Source organism: Pelobium manganitolerans, assembly GCF_003609575.1.
Lineage (GTDB): Bacteria > Bacteroidota > Bacteroidia > Sphingobacteriales > Sphingobacteriaceae > Pseudopedobacter > Pseudopedobacter manganitolerans.
In genome coordinates, this window is the sequence record NZ_MBTA01000029.1 from 134,355 (window position 1) to 152,833 (window position 18,479).

The window sequence follows — 18,479 nt, forward strand, 5'->3', positions numbered from 1 at the left end:
TTAAGGTAAAATAGGTTCAAATCGAAGGTATTCCAATATCAACGTGTTGTCATTGTCTGTCACGGTTGCTTTTGACTGTAAGCGTAATCTCAATGCGCCATATTGTGGCCTATCGTATTCGCCTAAATAAACCTCGTCATGGTTTAACGGAATTACCACGTATGGGAACTTGGCGACAGTTGTATTATTTGCGTCTGTTACGCTTAGGTTAAATAATCCGGTAGCAGGATTGAAAAACTGGATGTATTGGGTAAACTCTTTAGTTTGGGGGTCGCCCATTAGTCCGGATATGGCACGGCCGTAAACCTTATATTTCACTTTATATGCGCCATTTTTAACATAATTAATATAATACTCTGAAGTTTTATGAGCATAAACCTCAATGTCTGTATAGGTATTATTATATAAATCACGTTTGGTGCGGTAATACACGTTACCACTGTTATATCCCTGGATAAAACTATTAGGTGATTTCCCAAGTACCTTAAACTCCCGGATTTGATCTTTTAAAGAATAAGGTAGGCTGTTTACGTAATAAACGCGTCCGTTACTCACCACATGCGAGGATATGATTTGCGATTTATCCACTTTAAACTTAAAACCATTAGCCGCTGTCAAACTATCGGGCATATTACTTTCCGAAAAATCTCCAGGAACAATAAGGTTTTGCAACATATTTAACCTGTTAAAATACACGGTAGTACTGTCTGGACGTGGGCCATCTTCGGCATATGATGTTGTAAAATAAGGCTCAAGTTTACTGTACTCTGCATTAAAGAAATCGTCTTTTAAAATAAAGTAGGTATATTTCTGTTTTTCTAAAAGCATTGGCGACAGAAGGGTAGAAATAACGGCCGGACTTCTGAACGGCAAAATGGTATCTCCTACCGGTTTTAGGGTATCAAAAGACAGTAAAGCCATCTTTTGTGCAAAGCCTCCATTAAAACTCATTAAAAAGTTATAGATGTTTTTGTAGGGAGTTAAAGCATGAGACACTACGTGGAAAATTCCGTTTTGAGCTACTTGATTAGCTAAATCTGGTTCGATATTGTTAAAGTTCCCGTTAACAAAATCAATGTATTTGTTTCTGATGTTTTTAGCTCTGATAGTATCTGCGGTGTTGTTAACCGGGTAGGCCGAGTTAATGATATGGTAGCCTACAAATGCGCGTAGTGCCAAGCTATCAGTAAAATCAACCGTGCTGGCCACCTCATCAATAGCGCTATTGTTTGGTAAAATAAGCGTGAAATTTTTAGAAGATTTTAAAACATCGGCATAACCAGATTTTTGCAAAAGATCGGCAAATTTGGAGTATTTGGCGTCGCTATTTACCACCTCATATAAGTTGTTTTGTGCATTGTTGCCAAGCCCTTCTACATGGTCGTCCCATTTATCTTGGCACGATGCGAAGCCTATAACACATAATATAAACAGTGCTGCCTTTTGTAGCGTAAATATTTTCATTCGTCAGTTCTTTAAAGGAGGGCAGATGCAACAGCCCTCCTTGTTTATAATTTCTTATTATGGTCTATCGAAAATTTCTCCCGGTTTGGCAGAAAAACGCGGATAATTTTGTTCGTTATCATCAACCGGGATAAAGTGCAACATATCTAACCACGTGTTTTTAGTGGCACACCTACCCTCGCCTATGGCGGTTAGTCTGATAATGTGCCTATCTGTGGTTTCTACATTGATGACTCCCATTAAACGGCCAACATTTGAAACTCCGTTATTGCCGTTGGCGTCTTTATTACCGCTTGCCCCATTCCTGCTTGTTTCGGATTTCAAAGCCATATAGCGTTTATAGCCTTGGGCTAATAGCAAGTTATCAGAGTTTGGTCCTGCTAAATCGGTACTGCTGATTCCTAATCCTCCTAAATCTGTAGTGGTGTAGGCAATGTTTGGTAAAATTTGTTCGTGATCAGTGCCTGGATCGTAGCTGGCCTGCAAATGTGCACCATAATTGAACTGTATATAACATAGCCAAACTTTATAACGGCCCTTCACTAAATATGGAGTTTTAAATTCAACATATTTTTGACGTGCTGCACTTGAGTTACAAAATGACAAATTCAACATGTCCCCGTTCGCCCTCGGTCTTCTTGCATCTGGAGTAGGTGCATAATCGTAGCTACTGCCTTGGCTTTTGGTTGGGTCTTCAAAAATAACCGAACTGGCAATACTGGCGCCGTTAGTCATAATCTCCAAACCTGCGTTATGATAGGCCGAGCCAAGTGCCGCAATCATTTCTGGCGAGTCGGCAAGGTCAAAATAAACCGGTACTTGTTTCCGTACTTTTATATAAAAATTGTCTCGCGCCTCATGCAGTACGCCATTGCTGGCTTGCATATCACTGTACGAGCGGATTAAAGGCGCACCCGGCTCAAGCACACCATTAAATTCGGCTTCATTTAGCAAAACTTGGGTGTTCACCAACTTTGTGCTCACAATCTCGCCCGGCGCCAAAGTATAAATACTTTGTGCGCTACCAATATCCTGCACAAAATTTGCACCGTTGCTAATATGGTAAGCAATATACAACCATAAGCTATCTGCATGGTTTTGTGGATCGTTTTTGGTAGAATATTTATCCGCTAAATCTTGATAGCTGTTTATACCCATGGTTGCATATAAACTATCAGACTGTACAATTACGGTTTGAAAACGTTTTTGCGGTGTTACATTATCGCCGCGTTGGTAGCTTAGGGTATCATAAAAGCCGGTAGTTTTTAAAGCTTCTAAAAAGATGCTATAGCGGTCGGCTTTGCTTTCTATTAACTGTGCTAAGCTTTTTGTGGGCGGCACTAGCACACGGTCTATAGACTGGATGATACCATTACCGCATACAATATTGCTTTTGCTAATGGTTGCACTTTTGTTTACTCTGTAAAGCCCGTTTGATACGTCGGTATATAAATACTCGCCAAAGAGCGTGGGCGTTCTAATTTTCCCGTCGGCAAAACGTACGGTGCTCACCGTATCTTTAATTACATGGTATTTTACGAAGTTTAACAAATCTTCATCAGCAATGTCAGCAACGCTATTTTTGCCATTTTCGGTCAGCCAAGTTTGGATAGCGGCATTGGTAGGGGCAAATAAGGTGTAGGTGCCGTAGGCGCCCAAGTAGCCTTGCGTTTTAGACTTTTCTAAAATTTGAAGCAACATAGAGTACTGCTCGGGGTTTTCTTCCAGATAACCCGTAATATTCACATCGCTGGTGGTAGAGAGTTTAAAAATCTCTTTCTTGCAAGAGTACATGACAAGTAACATAACCGTCATTAACAGCACCCCTTTTGCGGTCATAAAATTTCGTTTCATGTCTTTTATTAGTTTAAGTAAAATGGATTTTGAACCAATTTTTGATCTGCAAACAGCTCGGTTTCCAAAATTGGGAAGTAGTGGCTGTTGGAATCTTTAATTTTGTTGATGGCGCTCTGTTGCACTTTTGTATCGGATATTTTTGACACCAAATCTGTTAATATAGATAGGTTAGCATAATTATCCCGTTTGGCAAAGCGCAACAAATCAAACCAGCGCTTGCCTTCAAAAGCAAATTCGCGGGCGCGTTCTGCTAATATAAACTGGTCTATCCCTTCAATATCATCGCCGTCTATATTATCTGGCTCTGTTGCCGCCAAAGCTTCACGGGCAGTTCTTATTTTTTTAACCAAGTTTAAAGCTTCGTCGCCGTTTGCCGTACCACCTAAGTGATTTAATGCTTCTGCTTTAATCAACATCAAATCAGACACGCGGTAAACCTGAAAATTGGTAAAGTTGGGGTTGTCTCTTGTGTACTTAACAATATCAGATGAGCTGTAAAACGCGGACCGGCCATCAACTAATTCGGCACCTACTTGAGTATTAGGTTCAAAAATTTCTGTCGCAACAAACTCGGAAGTGGTGTACGGCTTTTTACTTGCGACCAACATCTCGTAAAAGATATTAGATACGGACGCTTGATGGTTTAACTCAAAAATAGTTTCGGCGCTGCTTCCGGTAGCAAATACCGTATTAAACCAACCGCCTGAATTGTTGATTAACTTAAAGTCTGGATTTACCAAAACAGAATCTGCCGCAGTAACCGCCTCTTGATATTGCTCGTTCCATAAATAAACATCCGCTAATAAAGAGAACACAGCATATCTGGTAATACGACCCTTATTTACTTGTGCGCCAGAACCCACTTGATGCGGCACCATCGTTTTGGCTTTATTTAAATCGGCCAAAATCTGCTTAATCACATCAGCCGCAGGGGTTTTTCCTATCTCTACAATGTCGCCGTCTTTGTAGGAACCTTTCAGTTTTAAAGGAACATCGCGAAAAGCACGTACCAAATAAAAGTACATCCAGCTTCTAATGGTTAGGGCCTCCCCTACGTAATCGTTGTACAAGGCATCGGTAAAAGTGGGGTCTAAAGCCTTAGCTTCACCGGCAAAATCAATTAAGAGGTTGCAGTTATTAATTACGGTGTACACACTTCCCCAATCGGAAACGCTGTTGGTAGAAAGTATGTTAGAGTTGCGTACTTGTTTGTAATCTTCTGAAGCAGATAGCGTTAAAGTAACCATATCTCCGCGTAATTCGCCCCAAGTAAATATGCGTTCTTCAACGCTTCCGCCCACGAGTGACGAGTATATCCCTGTTAAGGCAGCCTTCACATCTTCTTTAGTTTTCCAAAATTCCTGTTTGGTAATGCCGTCTTGTGGTTGCAAATCGAGCCACTTATTGCAAGAGCTAGCGGAAAGCAGTACAACTAGTGCCAGTGTGGTATTAAATATTTTCCTTATCATAACTTAATATTAAAATCTTGTTGAAATACCTAGTGTGATTGTTTTTGAAGGTGGCGTTCTTGAATAGTCTACCAATGTAGAGAACGCGTTTGTTAACCTCACGGAAACGTCAGGATCTTGCCCCGTATAGTTGGTGAAAGTTAATAGGTTATCCAATGTCACATAAGAGCTTAATGATTTTAATCCGATTTTCTTTACAAACTTATCTGCAAACTCGTAACGTACTGTAGTGGTGCGTAAGCGCAAGAAAGAAGCATCTTCAACATAACGGCTAGAGCCTAAAGAATTGTAACCGATACCATAAACAGCGCGTGGCATATCCGTAACATCGCCTTCATTTCTCCAACGTCTTAATACTGCAGTACTTTGGTTATTGTAACTGATCATATCCGTAGTATTCATCTTGGTACCGTTAATCACGTCAATACCTTGGCGGAAAGTGAAATACATCGTGAATTTAAGACGTGATTTGTAATTGATAGAAGCACCAAAACCACCTGTTAGCTTAGGATTAAAATTACCTAGGTAAACAATGTCTTTATAGTCTATTACTCCATCATGGTTAATATCATCGTACATCACATCGCCCGGCTGAAACTGGTAATCAACTGTTGGGTAGCCAAAGCGCATATAAACTTCCTCACCGTCTGGGCTTAAAATAGGGTTGCCGCTTCTGTCTTTTGCTACGGTAGCAGCTTCGTTAGCATAAATACCGGTTGCACGCCATCCGTAGAAAGATCCAAATGGGTTGTTTTCCTGTAAGAAAGAATAATAAGTTTTATTTCTGGTAATACCTTTCGCGCTCTCGCGTTTGTACAGCCTGGAAATTTCTCTAATTACGTTTTGGTTATGCGCAATATTGAAGTTAAGATCTACAGTCCAAGTTTTATTTCTTAAAGCGGTGTAACCAAAACTTGCCTCCCAACCATCATTATCCATGGTGCCGGCGTTAAGCGTTAACGAGTTGAAGCCATTGTAATTTGCTACTTGTAAACCACTAAAGAACAAGTCGGTAGTCCTGCGCTTATAAAAATCGGCACCCATGCGCAACCTGTGTTCTAACAATTCCACATCAATCCCTAAGTTCATTTGGGTGTTGGTCTCCCATTTTAAATCTGATAATTCTAAGTTAGAAGACGATACACCAGTTTCCCCTAAATAGCTGTAGTTATAAGTGGTATAGGTATTGAAATAGCTATAATCATTTTTAGGAGCATTTCCGCTTTGTCCCCAGCTCGCTCTCACTTTAAATTCATCTACAAACTTAAAGTTGTCTTTGATAAACTTTTCTTCGCCCATACGCCAAGCAGCAGAAAGGGTTGGGAAATAGCCGTAACGGTTTGCTGGACCAAACTTAGAGTTTCCGTCCATACGTACGCTAGCCGCAAAGGTGTAGCGTTTCATTAAAAAATAGTTGGCTTGCGCCAATAAACCGATAGAGCGGGACTGTGTAACCGTAGAACGTGCTGAACCTCCCGAATTTGTACGGCCCGGAATACTTGGGTCTTGTAAATAAGAAGATGCGGTATTGCTGGCTTGTAAGCCTTGAATGGTATAGCGCCCATCATAACTTTGAAAAGACAAGCCACCGGTAAATTGATGGTTCTCGCCCCAGTCTGGCGTAATAAACAAATCGGTTTTAGTGGTTAAACCAAATTGATCGATATCCGCGTCAGACGCACTATTTACTACGCTTTCTGTAAACGGTCTTCCCGTAGCGTTTTGTGGTAAAAAGGTTTTGGTTTTGTTGTTATTTACGTAAAAATTAAGGTTGCTAGACAAAGTTAGCAACTTTGGAACCAGCGTATATCGTAAATTAAACCGGGTGTTTAAATTATCTCCTAATTGATGATTTACCGCTCTGCTTGCTAAGGCTAAAGGGTTATAAGTACCAGCATAAGTGCCCTGAGCAGTACTGGCCGGGGTAAATAAGTTACCGGTTAAATTGCCGTATTCATCATACTCATAAACAGATTGGTTGGGCATTTTTTGATAGGCCACGTCACGTATTTTGTTTGAATATGGTTGGTTATTGTCCACATGCGAGTAAGAAACGTCTGATTGAAATTTGATGCGTTCTGATACGTTATAGTCTAAGTTAACCCGGGTGGTAATACGACCAAGGTCCGTTCCAACTTGGTTACCTTTTTGGCCTAAATAGCCTATTGAGGTAAGGTATCTTGCTTTCTCGCCACCGCCGCTAATTTGTAAACTATGGTCGTGGTAAAAACCGGTTCTCACTACGGCATCTGTCCAGTCGGAGTTTCTACTGAAATTATAATAAGTGTAGGTATCGTTAGGATCGTACTGGAACTGTTTAGCATTTTCTGTTGTAGAAAATAACCTGCCCGCATTATAAAACTCTTCCAATAATAAGGTGGTGTATTGGTCCCCATTTAAAATAGGAATAGGTTTAGTTTCTGGCGAAACAGAGCCTTTGAAATTGTAAGAAATGGTAGGTGGCCCCATTGCGCCACGCTTGGTGGTGATTACCAAAACACCATTTGCCGCACGCGATCCCCAAACTGCGGTTGCGGCAGCGTCTTTCAGTACAGAAATTTCGCTGATATCCGAAGGTGCAATATTTAACAACTGTCCGTAGGCATTATCGTCTGAAGTGGCGAAGTTAAAGTCGTCTGGGATGGTAACTTCGTAAGGCATACCGTCTACAACTACTAAAGGGTCGTTAGACCCGTTTAAAGAGGCTGTACCTCTAATCCGGATTTGCATGCCCGATCCTGGGTCGCCGGATACTGTAGCGATATCCACACCGGGTAGCCTTCCTTGCAAAGCTTGATCAATAGATGCAGATGGCATCTCTTGCATCTCTCTAGCATTGATAGAAGAAATAGCGGAAGTGTTTCTGATTTTTGAAATTGGAAGGCCAGTCCCGTTATCAACCGTAGCCTCGCCTTTTACCACTACTTCATTTAACGCATTCACGTCAGACTCTAAAGTGATATTTAAAGTTGTTCTATCTCCAACCACTACAGGTCTTGAAGTTTTGTAGCCAATAAAAGATACGGTTATGCGATATTCTTTATCTTTTACTTTCACCGCGAAGTTACCAGAGATATCTGTAACTGCGGCTGATACGGTACGGTTGTCTTTATCCAATACCGAAACAGATGCTCCAGGAATAGGTAATTTGTCGCCTCTGTCTGTTACCTTTCCCGTAACTGTAACTACGGGTTGTGTTTGTGCTAGTGCTTGTCCGGCACAAAGCACAAAACAAATCGCTAGGCATAAAAAATTTGTTATACGTTTAGCCATCATCATATCTTAGTTATTTCTATAATCTAGGTAAGAGTCTAAAGAATGAATTAAAATCCTATCGCCCAATTTATTGCTGTCGCTTAAACGAGTGTGAATTTCTCGTGTAGCGGTAGCATCTTTCAAGGTGACGCTTGTTGTAGTGTTATCTTTTACCGTAACCACAACTACATCATCGTTAAAATCTTTATACAATGTTTCAAAAGCACCTTTCTTTTTGCCGTCAACTGCGAATGTATTTTTAAGTATATGATACTTTAAAAACCGCGTAACCTGGTCTTTTTGCAAAGGGTCTGTTGGCGCCGTTGAAGATGGAAGCAGACCTGCGGATACCGCAGCAGTTATGGCATTGTTATCTGGAATTAAAATAGTATAGTTAACACCTACAGATACGCCCGTGATTTCTTTTTTATCGATACTGTACATGGCTGCGGAGCCTTTTAAGTATTGCAGAAATTTGTAATATGGATGGGCAGAATTGTTATTTACCATCTCATCTAATATGTCGCCGATGGGTCTTTCAGAGTAGGTCATCGGATAATCAGCATAAACTGCGATACCATTTAAAGGTCCCGAGCCATTAGGCGTACCTATTTCGGTGTTGGTAATATTTGCATAGGTTGGACCTGTTTTTAAGGCGTTGTCTAAGGTTCCTCTTGATATTAGATGACCGTTATCGTAACGGATATAATCACCATTCAAAGTTTCTAATATACCGGTTCCAGATAAACTAGGTATAGGGTAAGCCTCTAAAGGAACTATTTGTTGCTGGATTATGCGTCTCAGCCTGGCTCTGCCACTCACCATAGTAGTTGTACCGGGTTCAGTATAACGTATAGGGTCAGTTGGATAATAGGTGTCGTAACTAAAACCTAAATCAAGTAATACTTGATCCGGAACCATAATTAGCATATATCTAATGGTAGGGATTTTAAGCGTTAAGTTATATCCTTCCAATTGCAAAGCCTTGCTCATTAAGCTATATTTTGGATCTAACAAAACGTTGCCGTAAACCGTATGGAATACGTCTGCGCGTTGGGATTTGTTAACGCCGTAGAATGCACCGTTACTTAAAAGTTTAGTTTCAACAATGTTTGAGCTGTTTATTTTCGGAGATTCGCCCAAGATGTTTTTTTGCGTGTTAAACTTCGAAGGCCAAAGTTGCCCATTATAAAGATGTGAGTTCACGTACTCTACTAATACCTCTTTATTAAGCTTTAGTAAATCTGTTACTTTAGTCCCTGCCGCATAATATTTTAAGAGTACATTATTAGCGTACTCTTCAACAGCGGTGTTAGTTGGTACTGTAATAGAATTGTTGTTCACTTGCGCATCATTCGGATCTTCCTTATCAAAGTTTTCGTTGTTTAAAGCCAACTTAATATCCGAGTAGCTTTTGGTAAATACACTGTCAGAGTTGCCGGTTAAAACTTTGTACTGGTGACTAACCGCTTCATTATAAGTATAGGTGGCAAAACCATCCAATATGCTCTTAAATAAAGAATATTCTGCTTTGCCTTTTAAGTATTGATCGATATTTTTTACCGGCAATAAAACCTTGTTCACAACGTGTATTACGCCGTTTTCTGCGATAATATCGTGTTTAACCGGGTCAATTTCTGCAGGTCCAACATTTAGTCCAGTATAATTGGATTGTGGATAAAACGCATTATAATCTGGCGCTCCCAAACCACGGGTATCCATATAGCTCTGAAAGAAATAGGTAATATGTTTGTTGTTATTTTCTGACGGAACATAAGCTACGCCCGCGCTGCGGTTTGTAGAAATATACTTTCTGCTTTTAAAGCCGGGTATAGGAGTGTCTGATGTTTCTACAAAATCGTAATAAACGGTACGTCTTCTAAAAGCAACATCTTCTACAAAACCCGCTTTGGTAAAATTGTCTTTTAGCTTATCAATTTTCTCGCCATCGTAAATCATTGCAGTCCTTACAATTTGGATAGCCAGAGAATCTGAGATATTATTGATGTTTGTGATGTTGTTTTCTGCCATAAAAGCAGTAAAAGCCTCATCGGTAGGCGCAAAAACTGTCCAGGAGCCAGCGGAACCTAGCGTGTTTTTATAGCCCGCTTTTTCAATGCAAACCAGAAAGTTTTTGAAATTCCCCATCGAGTCCAATTGCTGATAAATAGGTTTAGCCAGACCGGCAGGTCTAGCATAAAACTTATCAAACTCTTCTTTGCGGCAGCCTGCAATCATCACGCACACGAGCAACGCAAGCATACCGCTAGCCTTAAAAATTTTTAGCATAATTTTTTGTTAGGTTTTAATTAAGTAATAAGTGCTAACTATGCTTAAAAAAGAGGAAAACTCTTTGAATAAACATATACGCAGTTTGGTTTTAATTGGCCGTCTTTTATTCTATAAAGACTGTGTTCAAGTAGTGGTTTATCTCCATAGTACTATTGGTTTAGCATAGCGTTATTAGTGTCGGGTTTACAGTTAATTGGTTATTTATACTAAGATAAGATATCATAAAATGCTTGGCAACCTGTGGTGTCCTGTATGAGCGTCTTTTTTTTGATAAAAATTAGCCTTTAATTTCCATCTGGTTTCAAAAAATCGGCTCTAGGACTCGCTAGCCACGTCCAGCTGTCTAAACTGTCGGGTTTTGCGGGGTCAAAAAATATTTTATTTTTTAAAAATTTATTAAGAGGCAGTTGCTGCCGTTCTATTTCTGATGCAACTATTTTAGAAATTTCGTAGGCGCCGTAGGGGCTAAAATGGGTATTGTCTGCCAGTGCAGTTGTTTGCCCTGGAAAGCTATTTGCCGGGTAATGTACAAATGCTTTCTTTGAGCCCTCTACACCTAAAGCTTTATAAAATTTCTTGGTGTAAACATTTAGGTCTATCAATGGCACTTCCAATTCTTTCGCAACTTTGCGAGCGGCATCTGGGTAATCACCTAAGGTGAATAATAGTTCGCCGTTATCATCAAAAGCACGCCGACTGGTGGAGGTTAAGATTACCGGATAGCCACCTTTTTCCCTAAATTTCTGTACAAAAAGCTTTAGCCGTTCTGTATACGATTTGTAGGCTCCATCATTTGGGCCTTTCTCTTTTTGGTCGTTATGGCCAAATTCAATAAATAAATAATCGCCCGGCTTTGCAACAGACAAAATTTTGTTCAATCGGCGCGAGCCTAAGAAGCTGCCCAAGGTTAGGCCCGATTCGGCATGGTTTGCAATGGCTACTCCCGGTTTAAAGAAAACCGGAATCATTTGGCCCCATGATGCCCAGGGTTCTTCATCTTGGTTAACTACCGTTGAATTGCCTGCTAAAAATACAGTTACCTGATCTTCGGCAGGCGCTATGGTTAGCGCATACAAAATGGTGTTCCCATCAAACTCTAAGGTTAGTTTATCGTCCCAATCCAACTTGTTGTACTCGCGCGGTTTTAGCGCTACGCTCTCTTGGTCGTTAATTTTGCGGTCTTTGATATTAACAATAAAAGTCTCCTTTTTAAACTGCCCCGGCTTTGTTGCGCAATTTTGTAACATTAACCTACGCGATTCTGCTTTAACCGTAGTGTTTGAGGCGTCGGTTCTGCTGCCTAAGTAAGCCGTAACTTTGTAATTGCCCTCGGGCAACTTTACCGAAAAATAAAAAGGGGCATTGCTACTTACGGCGTCCTGCTTTAAGGCCTTACCTCTGCCAGAATTAACAAACTGCGGGAGCGTGCCGAAATCAAAGCCATAAGTTTGTTTATCGCTGTAAATTGTTTGTGGAGAAATCGGTAGCCAGTTCTTTTTTGTTTTACCGGCACCGAAGTCAAAAGCATAGCTTGGCTTTGTTTGGGCACCGAGGGTGTTGCTTAGCCATAATAAGGGAAATAATAGAAAAGCTTTGGTCATGTTGTATTGGTTATTGCTGATAAAACTGCACAGTCACAGTCTGGGCTAATGTAAATTTTTTGTCTCGCTTGAGCATCCTGAGCCGTCCTGTGGGAGGCTGTGAGTACTGAGAAGCGAATAGTGAATTGGCCGTAGGTGACATTTAATTGCCTATATAATTTATAGAAAGAGCCGAGTTATTTGGTAGCTCGGCTCTTTTTTTTAGATTTTTTTATTTTGTTACAACACTATCTTCTTTATAAAATTCTCGTAAGCTCCCTCTAATCGCACTAAATATATCCCTTTTGAAAAATTGCTTCCGTTGATGGATATACTATTTGAATTTACCTGTTGATCCCATAAAAGTTTGCCGTTCACATCTATTAAAGCAATCTTTTTAGCGTTCGCCAAATCCTTAATTTGGATGTTGATATTACCTTCGCGCGAAACAGAAACCTCAAAAACATTGTCCGGATTAACGCCCATATAAACAGATTTAGGTTCAAACACAGTTTCTTTACCATCAAAATCTCTTTGTATTAAACGGTAATAGTTAATACCTGCAAAAGGCTGCTTGTCATTATAACTGTATGAAGAAGGTTTATTTAGGGCCGGTATCTCTGCAATTTTTACAAAGTTTGCGTTTTCGTCTGCCCGCTCTACAATGTATTTATCTGCATTTTCTTCATGAGCAGTTGCCCAACTGATGTTTATATAATTACCATCTTTTTTTGCCGAAAACTTACTTAAAGTAACTGGCAAAAGCATAGAGTTATCGCCGCTTAGGCTAATGTAATCGTACATCACGTGCGATACGTTTCCATTGCCTGAAGGCATAACAAACGTGATGGTGTTTGCGCCTGCTTTTAGTTTGTTTCTGGCAATAGAGAAAATTTTATAGCTATACTTTCCGTGGTTTGCTTGGCGTATATAGGTATTGGACTCTACACCTTCTGGATAGCCAGCAAACGTTGGACTTCCGCTGCGGTCCCTGTTATTCACATATATCCAGTATTGTGCTTTAGCGTTTGACGCAAAGCCTACGTTCAAATCTACTGCTCCTCCTGAGTTCGGGTTGAAATTAGCAGGCAAATTAAAATTAAAATGCCATACCCATGGCGTAAAGTCTGTAGCTGCATCATCTAAAGGGTAACGCGCATGTACGTAAGGTAAAATATCACTCCAATTTTTGGCGGCAACATTATACTCAATGGTGGGGCTAAACAACGAGCGGAACTTTTCATGAATAAAACCTTGGCTATAGGCTAAATCACCCAATTTATATTCTGCGGTGCTTCTGTCTGCAACGCCAACTTCCCATAAAAGGGTTTTAGTGCGCAGTAAATTCCAATCTAGGTTGCCAAGGTTGTTATCTGTACCTGCCGTGACATTTACCCCTGTCATCTTAAACTCTTCTAACACTCCGTTGCTATATGCGTATAAAGTGTAGGTTCCTGGCCTTGCAGAAATATCGAAATTACCATTTGCATCAGTTTTAACCCAATATTGGTAGTTTTTAGCCTCCATCTCCCAGCCCTTTGTGTTTCCGGGCGAAAGATTTGTTAAACCTACCCAAGCATTTGCGCCGGTTGCGCTTGGCTTATAACCGTCGGTAATCGTCAATTTCCCTTTAACATGGCCACGCGCATTGGCCAAGGGATATTCTGGTGTATTTGTTAACCAGCTATATGGCCACTGTGCTTTCTCTATTACCGCTCTTTCTTTTGCTTTTATCCAGTTTGCTTCGGCAGTGGTTTCTGTAGGCGCGTATAGTAAATACGGACCATAAATTTTAGACCATTCTTCGCCGGCAGCAATTGAGTATCCGGCATCTCCATAATGCACACCGTTCATACAAACATGTATAATACCCGCCGCCGCATTTAAATCGTTATGTGTTGGCCCACCGTTAAAATACTCATGGCTACCTAACACAGCAAACAAGCCAACTTTGTTGATATCACTAGCGAAACCGTAAGCCGGAATGTCCATCAAATTTTCCGTGTACTCGTATTTCCCGTCATATTTGCCCGCCTTAACCCCGCTAGTGTACTTTATAATTTCTGCAATGGCGGTAGGTTGCCAGGTGTCCGTTAAACTTGGCATCTCCCATTTCTTCTGTTCTGTAACAAAAATCTTTTCTGTGGTAAATTTTGACCCATCGTTTGCAATCCAAAAAACTTGTCGCCAAGAACCAATATCCGTTTGCGGGTAAGATGCCGGATGGCTTAAAATGTTGTAAGTATATAATGCGTTATCATCTTTTTTCAAAACATAATGGATGTCTACATCTAAAGGTATCCCTGTGCCACTGTATGTTTTTTTGAAAGAAATATCAATATAATCTTCATTTACCTCTTTAATAGAGAAAAGCGTGTTTGCGATAACTTCAAAACCCCCAGCGTCGTCAGAACCATAAGTAAAATCGTGGTATGCACCTACACGGTTTGCATTGCCGGCATTAGTTTGAGCCAAAAGCTCTGTCCCGTTTACCACAAATGACTTCAGTTTTGAAGTTGTTTCTTCAATTTTTGCCGTAACTACCCCGTTTGTTAAAACGATGAATGCACCTTCTTTACGTACCCACTGCATACTGCTGCCAGAAACAATATTTGTTTTGTCTGAAGCGGCATCATAAGTAACAGTAATAGCTTTCCCTTCAGAACTGCTTATCTTTCCGCCCGTTACCAAAGCTTCCATTGCTGTTTTTTGATTTCCGGCTAATGTTATGGTGGCTAAACCGGCTAATTTGATACTTCCGTTCAGCGTTAAGCCAACTGCATCTATGGTCGCCGTAGACGTTAGGTTAATGGTTGTGTTAGCCCCTACAATTAAATTACGCGCCGAAGCAAGTCTTCCGGCCTGTTTCACGTTGATGGTTGCAGTGGACGTGCCACTGTTTCCTAAGCTTAGGTCATTATTATTTTCTGTACTAATTGTACTACTGATCAGGTTTGCCGTTAAGTTACCCGTTCCATTGGCCAAGTTTAACGCATATTTGGTGTTTAGGCTGGAACCCGTCATATTTAATACAGCATTGCCATTGGTAAATAAGCTGGTTGCAGCTGCCTTCCGAATATTTAGTGAGCCATTACTCAAAATTAAATTACCATTTACGGTAGCATAATTGGTATAAATGGTATAAGAGTAAATTTTAAAAAGCGCACCTGCATCAACCGTTATTTGCTCGGCTTGTACAGTACCGCTTTTTCCGAAAACATTTTCTGTATACGCCGGATAATTTGCTGTTCCGTTGGGGATAACATAATTGCGCCAGGCGGTTTTAAGATCAGTTGCCGATGGTAAGCCATCCCAGTTAGCGGAGTTAAAAAATACAGTATCCTGCACACCCGTCCACGTGTAGGTTTGGGAAATGGCATTATTGTTAAACAGCAAAATGATGCACATTAATGCCCCTAAAAAAGATAAAGGTTTCTTCATATTTGGTTTCTATTGGCCCACATAAAAGCACAGGACTTTACTACTGTGCAACGATGTGAAACTGAGTAAAAGATAAATTGGTTATCGTGTCTTTTAGACAATTAAAAGGCTAATATAAAATAGGCAAACGGCAATGGCAACCTGTGCTGTCCTGCAAAAGAAGGCTGACGCCTAAAATAATAGGTATGAGGTATTAGGTATTCGGTCTCAGGAGACTTTAAGTCGTTTATTTTTTTATTGCCCCGTATGAACTTTAGCTTACGCCCATTCTTTTTCAGATGCCCCCTATTTAATACCAATCCGCTTTGTTATATGCGTAAGTTAAAATCTAGGAAATAGGTTAAACTACTCCATATCGATTTGCAAGTTTCTATTTGTCCAGCCGTTTTTCTAAGACAAAAGGTATCCCTCTAGCATTTATCCCTTGAATATTTATATAATAATCCGTTTTGTCTGCAGGTGGCTGAAAAGAAATTTCAGCAGTTCCCTTCGCGTCGGTTTCTACAATCGGATTCCAATAAACCAAAGCGTTCTGGGGCTGGTTGGGCTTGTTCACATCCGAAGGGAAAAATTCCTTAGCTTTATAATAACCCTCTAACCTCACTATAACCGGGTTAACCTTTGCTCCGAGGGTAGCACCTTCGCGCAAGGTTAAAAAAACCACAAAATAGTCTTTTGAAGCACCACCCGTTGCACGCACCAAATGCTTTATGGTGACATTCTTAATATCAGACATGGGCATATTTAAATAGGTGTCGTAAATATTGTTTCGGACCTCAACATCGGCTGCCATAGATTCCTCATCCAAGGTCTCATTATCGTCCTCAAAAAAATCATTGCTTCGGCCGTTGATCACAAAACGGGGGTAAATAATTTGTCCGCCGTATCTGAAAACGATGTAATTATTTGCCCCAGTATCTGCACCGGCCTGTTTGGAGTTTGCTAGCAAGTAATGGCTTAAATTCTGATAATCATGGTCTTTATCCGTTATATCAAAAACCTCGTCTTTATATCCGAAATCATTAAGCAGCACATCAGCCACAATTATGGGTTGGTTTCCTTTTACTTTAACCTCTTCTAATTCGATGGTTTTCTCTGTCATACTTTTCCCTTTAGAAAGCAAGTCTTGCTGCTCAAACAATTTATCGCTTACGTTTTCGGGTAGCTCAGTGGAAACTTTGTTTAAAGACGGTTTAACGGCATTGCTTTTAAAAAGAGGATCCAACTTTAACCAACCCACATTTTTTGCCTTATCATTTACAGCGTTTACTCTAAAAAGTTGCTCGCCCAAAAACTTAGCATCGTCAACAAAAAAGTTTCCATTTCGATCTGTTTTTGCCCAAAACAAACCGCTTTTTTCTTTACCCGCGGCGCGTATGGTAACGTTTGCTCCCTCTATAGGTTTATCGCCTACTTTTGTGCTTACCGTCCCGGATAAAGTAATACCCTGCTCGGGAATGTCTTTTACTACAAAAGAAGTGTCGGCGATACGTTGCCATAAATAATTACGCCAACCCTGGGTTAACAGCAGTAAATTTAAATCTTGTTTCCGCGCGGTGTTTGCCAAACTAAAATATTGGTTTGGTTTTTCTATTTCGTCCCGCAGTTCGGACGTTAAAAATAAATAAGAATATATGTCGGTATTGCCGTTTAGAGCTAATGTGTTCTTTAATACTGCTATAGAAAAAGCACTTTTTGAAAGGTTATCTTTATCATCGCCTGTTTTCACCTGTATCAATTCTTTATTGCTACTGGATGAATTTGCAATTTCTACGTTAACAGATTTATTCGTGTTTTCTACAAATACCAATCGCTCACAGTTAGGCCGACCCTCCGCATCGTAAAGTGTAAAGCTTACCACACCTTGCGGAAGCGTGTTTTTGTATATTTTTAATCCCTGCTGAAGGTTTTTAAGGTTAAATTGCTGGCTAACATAGGTTAAGCCTCTCGCGCTTGCAGTTAATAAAACATCTTTATTAAGCACATTAGATTGTTGATTGGTTTTAACCACAACCTGAAACAAACTGTCCTTTTCGATGACTTGTAAAGCATAGCCTTTTTCTAAAGCTTTTGGCAAATCTGTTCTGAAAGAAGAAGCACCGATTTTTCCTTTCGCATAATACACCTCCCCGGCTATCGGTTGAAAAAGGAATAAACCTCTGTTACTTTTAGATTCAAATTCGGCTATTGCTTCATTCTCTTTATTATAAACCGTACCCGATATGGAAGCGTTGGCATTGCTATTCAAAGCTTTAAAAGCTACAATATTGGGCACATCATTCAACAAAGAGCCTCCCTCCGGGAAAAAAGCTAAAACTGCATCACTTTTAACTTCATTAACTGCTTTATTTCCAGTTGCCACAGGAGTGCTTTTTTTGGTTAATTTATCATGACCAACTTTAGGCTTTTGCGCAGCGATGACCAAATGCTTCTCAAAAAGGAAATTGTCGTTAAAATTGCGCATCCAATTGGTCCAAGCACGTAAAAAGTACGTACCGGTTTTTAAACTGTCGTCCAGTTCAAAATCACCAAAACCTTTACCTTCATTTAGCTCAATAATTTGCTTCTGCACTTGGTAATTATCATCCGCACTTACCAGCTCAACGTACAAAGTTTTACTGGTATTAATAAAGTGGTTATCTTGCGCATTTACTAAAAATGCGCTGTACCATAAGGTATTACCGGCTATATATGCGTCTTGATCTGTACGCAAATAAGCTTTCTCAAAAAAAAGTTTGGTTTTACTTGGTGCCTGCGCCGCCCCGTTTAAATAAACCAGCAGGCATATCGAGAAAAAAATCAGCTTTTTCATCAATTCAATTCTTAGGTTAAACTTTCAAAAGTTTGATAGTGGCAAAATGTTTAATTGGCTATCGGAGAAAAAATAATATAATTTTTTAACCGACGATTTTACAAATAAAATTTGAATTGTTAAGGATACAATTTATTTGCGTGATATAGCTCCCATATTATTTACAAGTGATTCAAAATAACTTAGGTTATATACTTACGCAAAAGTCCTAGCTTACACAACCATAACAAAGGTTTCGGAAAGAACTTAGTAGAATTAGATGTCTATACTGAAGACCATTCATATGGATTTTGCGGAGCAGACGACCTT

At 40.1% G+C, this 18,479-nt stretch carries 8 protein-coding genes; all 8 read right to left on the minus strand.

All coding sequences use genetic code 11. From position 1 onward, the window contains the following. Positions 1-1,464: a fasciclin domain-containing protein gene (locus tag BCY91_RS16060; protein ID WP_120183066.1), complete on the minus strand. Its 1,464-nt coding sequence runs from the start codon at positions 1,462-1,464 to the stop codon at positions 1-3. A 57-nt stretch (positions 1,465-1,521) separates the two neighbouring features. After that, on the minus strand, positions 1,522-3,318 hold the full coding sequence (locus BCY91_RS16065; protein ID WP_120183067.1) for a fasciclin domain-containing protein: 1,797 nt from the start codon (positions 3,316-3,318) through the stop codon (positions 1,522-1,524). Positions 3,319-3,326: 8 nt separating this feature from the next. Then, on the minus strand, positions 3,327-4,790 hold the full coding sequence (locus BCY91_RS16070; protein WP_120183068.1) for a RagB/SusD family nutrient uptake outer membrane protein: 1,464 nt from the start codon (positions 4,788-4,790) through the stop codon (positions 3,327-3,329). Positions 4,791-4,799: 9 nt separating this feature from the next. Then, the gene (locus BCY91_RS16075; RefSeq protein ID WP_220699494.1) at positions 4,800-8,069 is read right to left on the minus strand and encodes a SusC/RagA family TonB-linked outer membrane protein; all 3,270 of its coding nucleotides are present in this window, start codon (positions 8,067-8,069) and stop codon (positions 4,800-4,802) included. Between the two features lie 3 nt (positions 8,070-8,072). Then, a complete protein-coding gene (locus BCY91_RS16080) occupies positions 8,073-10,334 on the minus strand; it encodes a fasciclin domain-containing protein (RefSeq protein WP_120183069.1) in 2,262 nt (753 codons plus the stop codon). 287 nt (positions 10,335-10,621) lie between these two features. Then, positions 10,622-11,938, minus strand: a complete 1,317-nt coding sequence (locus BCY91_RS16085; protein ID WP_120183070.1) for a rhamnogalacturonan acetylesterase — start codon at positions 11,936-11,938, stop codon at positions 10,622-10,624. 219 nt (positions 11,939-12,157) lie between these two features. Further along, positions 12,158-15,358: a polysaccharide lyase family protein gene (locus BCY91_RS16090; RefSeq protein WP_120183071.1), complete on the minus strand. Its 3,201-nt coding sequence runs from the start codon at positions 15,356-15,358 to the stop codon at positions 12,158-12,160. A gap of 370 nt (positions 15,359-15,728) precedes the next feature. Further along, the gene (locus BCY91_RS16095) at positions 15,729-18,170 is read right to left on the minus strand and encodes a hypothetical protein (protein WP_120183072.1); all 2,442 of its coding nucleotides are present in this window, start codon (positions 18,168-18,170) and stop codon (positions 15,729-15,731) included. Positions 18,171-18,479 lie beyond the last annotated feature (309 nt).

What these genes read in the sequence shown, in the direction of transcription:
- BCY91_RS16075 (WP_220699494.1), bottom strand. Translation starts at nt 8,069, where the DNA reads ATGATGATGGCTAAACGTATAACAAATTTTTTATGCCTAGCGATTTGT.
- BCY91_RS16065 (WP_120183067.1), bottom strand. Translation starts at nt 3,318, where the DNA reads ATGAAACGAAATTTTATGACCGCAAAAGGGGTGCTGTTAATGACGGTT.
- BCY91_RS16060 (WP_120183066.1), bottom strand. Translation starts at nt 1,464, where the DNA reads ATGAAAATATTTACGCTACAAAAGGCAGCACTGTTTATATTATGTGTT.
- BCY91_RS16070 (WP_120183068.1), bottom strand. Translation starts at nt 4,790, where the DNA reads ATGATAAGGAAAATATTTAATACCACACTGGCACTAGTTGTACTGCTT.
- BCY91_RS16090 (WP_120183071.1), bottom strand. Translation starts at nt 15,358, where the DNA reads ATGAAGAAACCTTTATCTTTTTTAGGGGCATTAATGTGCATCATTTTG.
- BCY91_RS16095 (WP_120183072.1), bottom strand. Translation starts at nt 18,170, where the DNA reads ATGAAAAAGCTGATTTTTTTCTCGATATGCCTGCTGGTTTATTTAAAC.
- BCY91_RS16080 (WP_120183069.1), bottom strand. Translation starts at nt 10,334, where the DNA reads ATGCTAAAAATTTTTAAGGCTAGCGGTATGCTTGCGTTGCTCGTGTGC.
- BCY91_RS16085 (WP_120183070.1), bottom strand. Translation starts at nt 11,938, where the DNA reads ATGACCAAAGCTTTTCTATTATTTCCCTTATTATGGCTAAGCAACACC.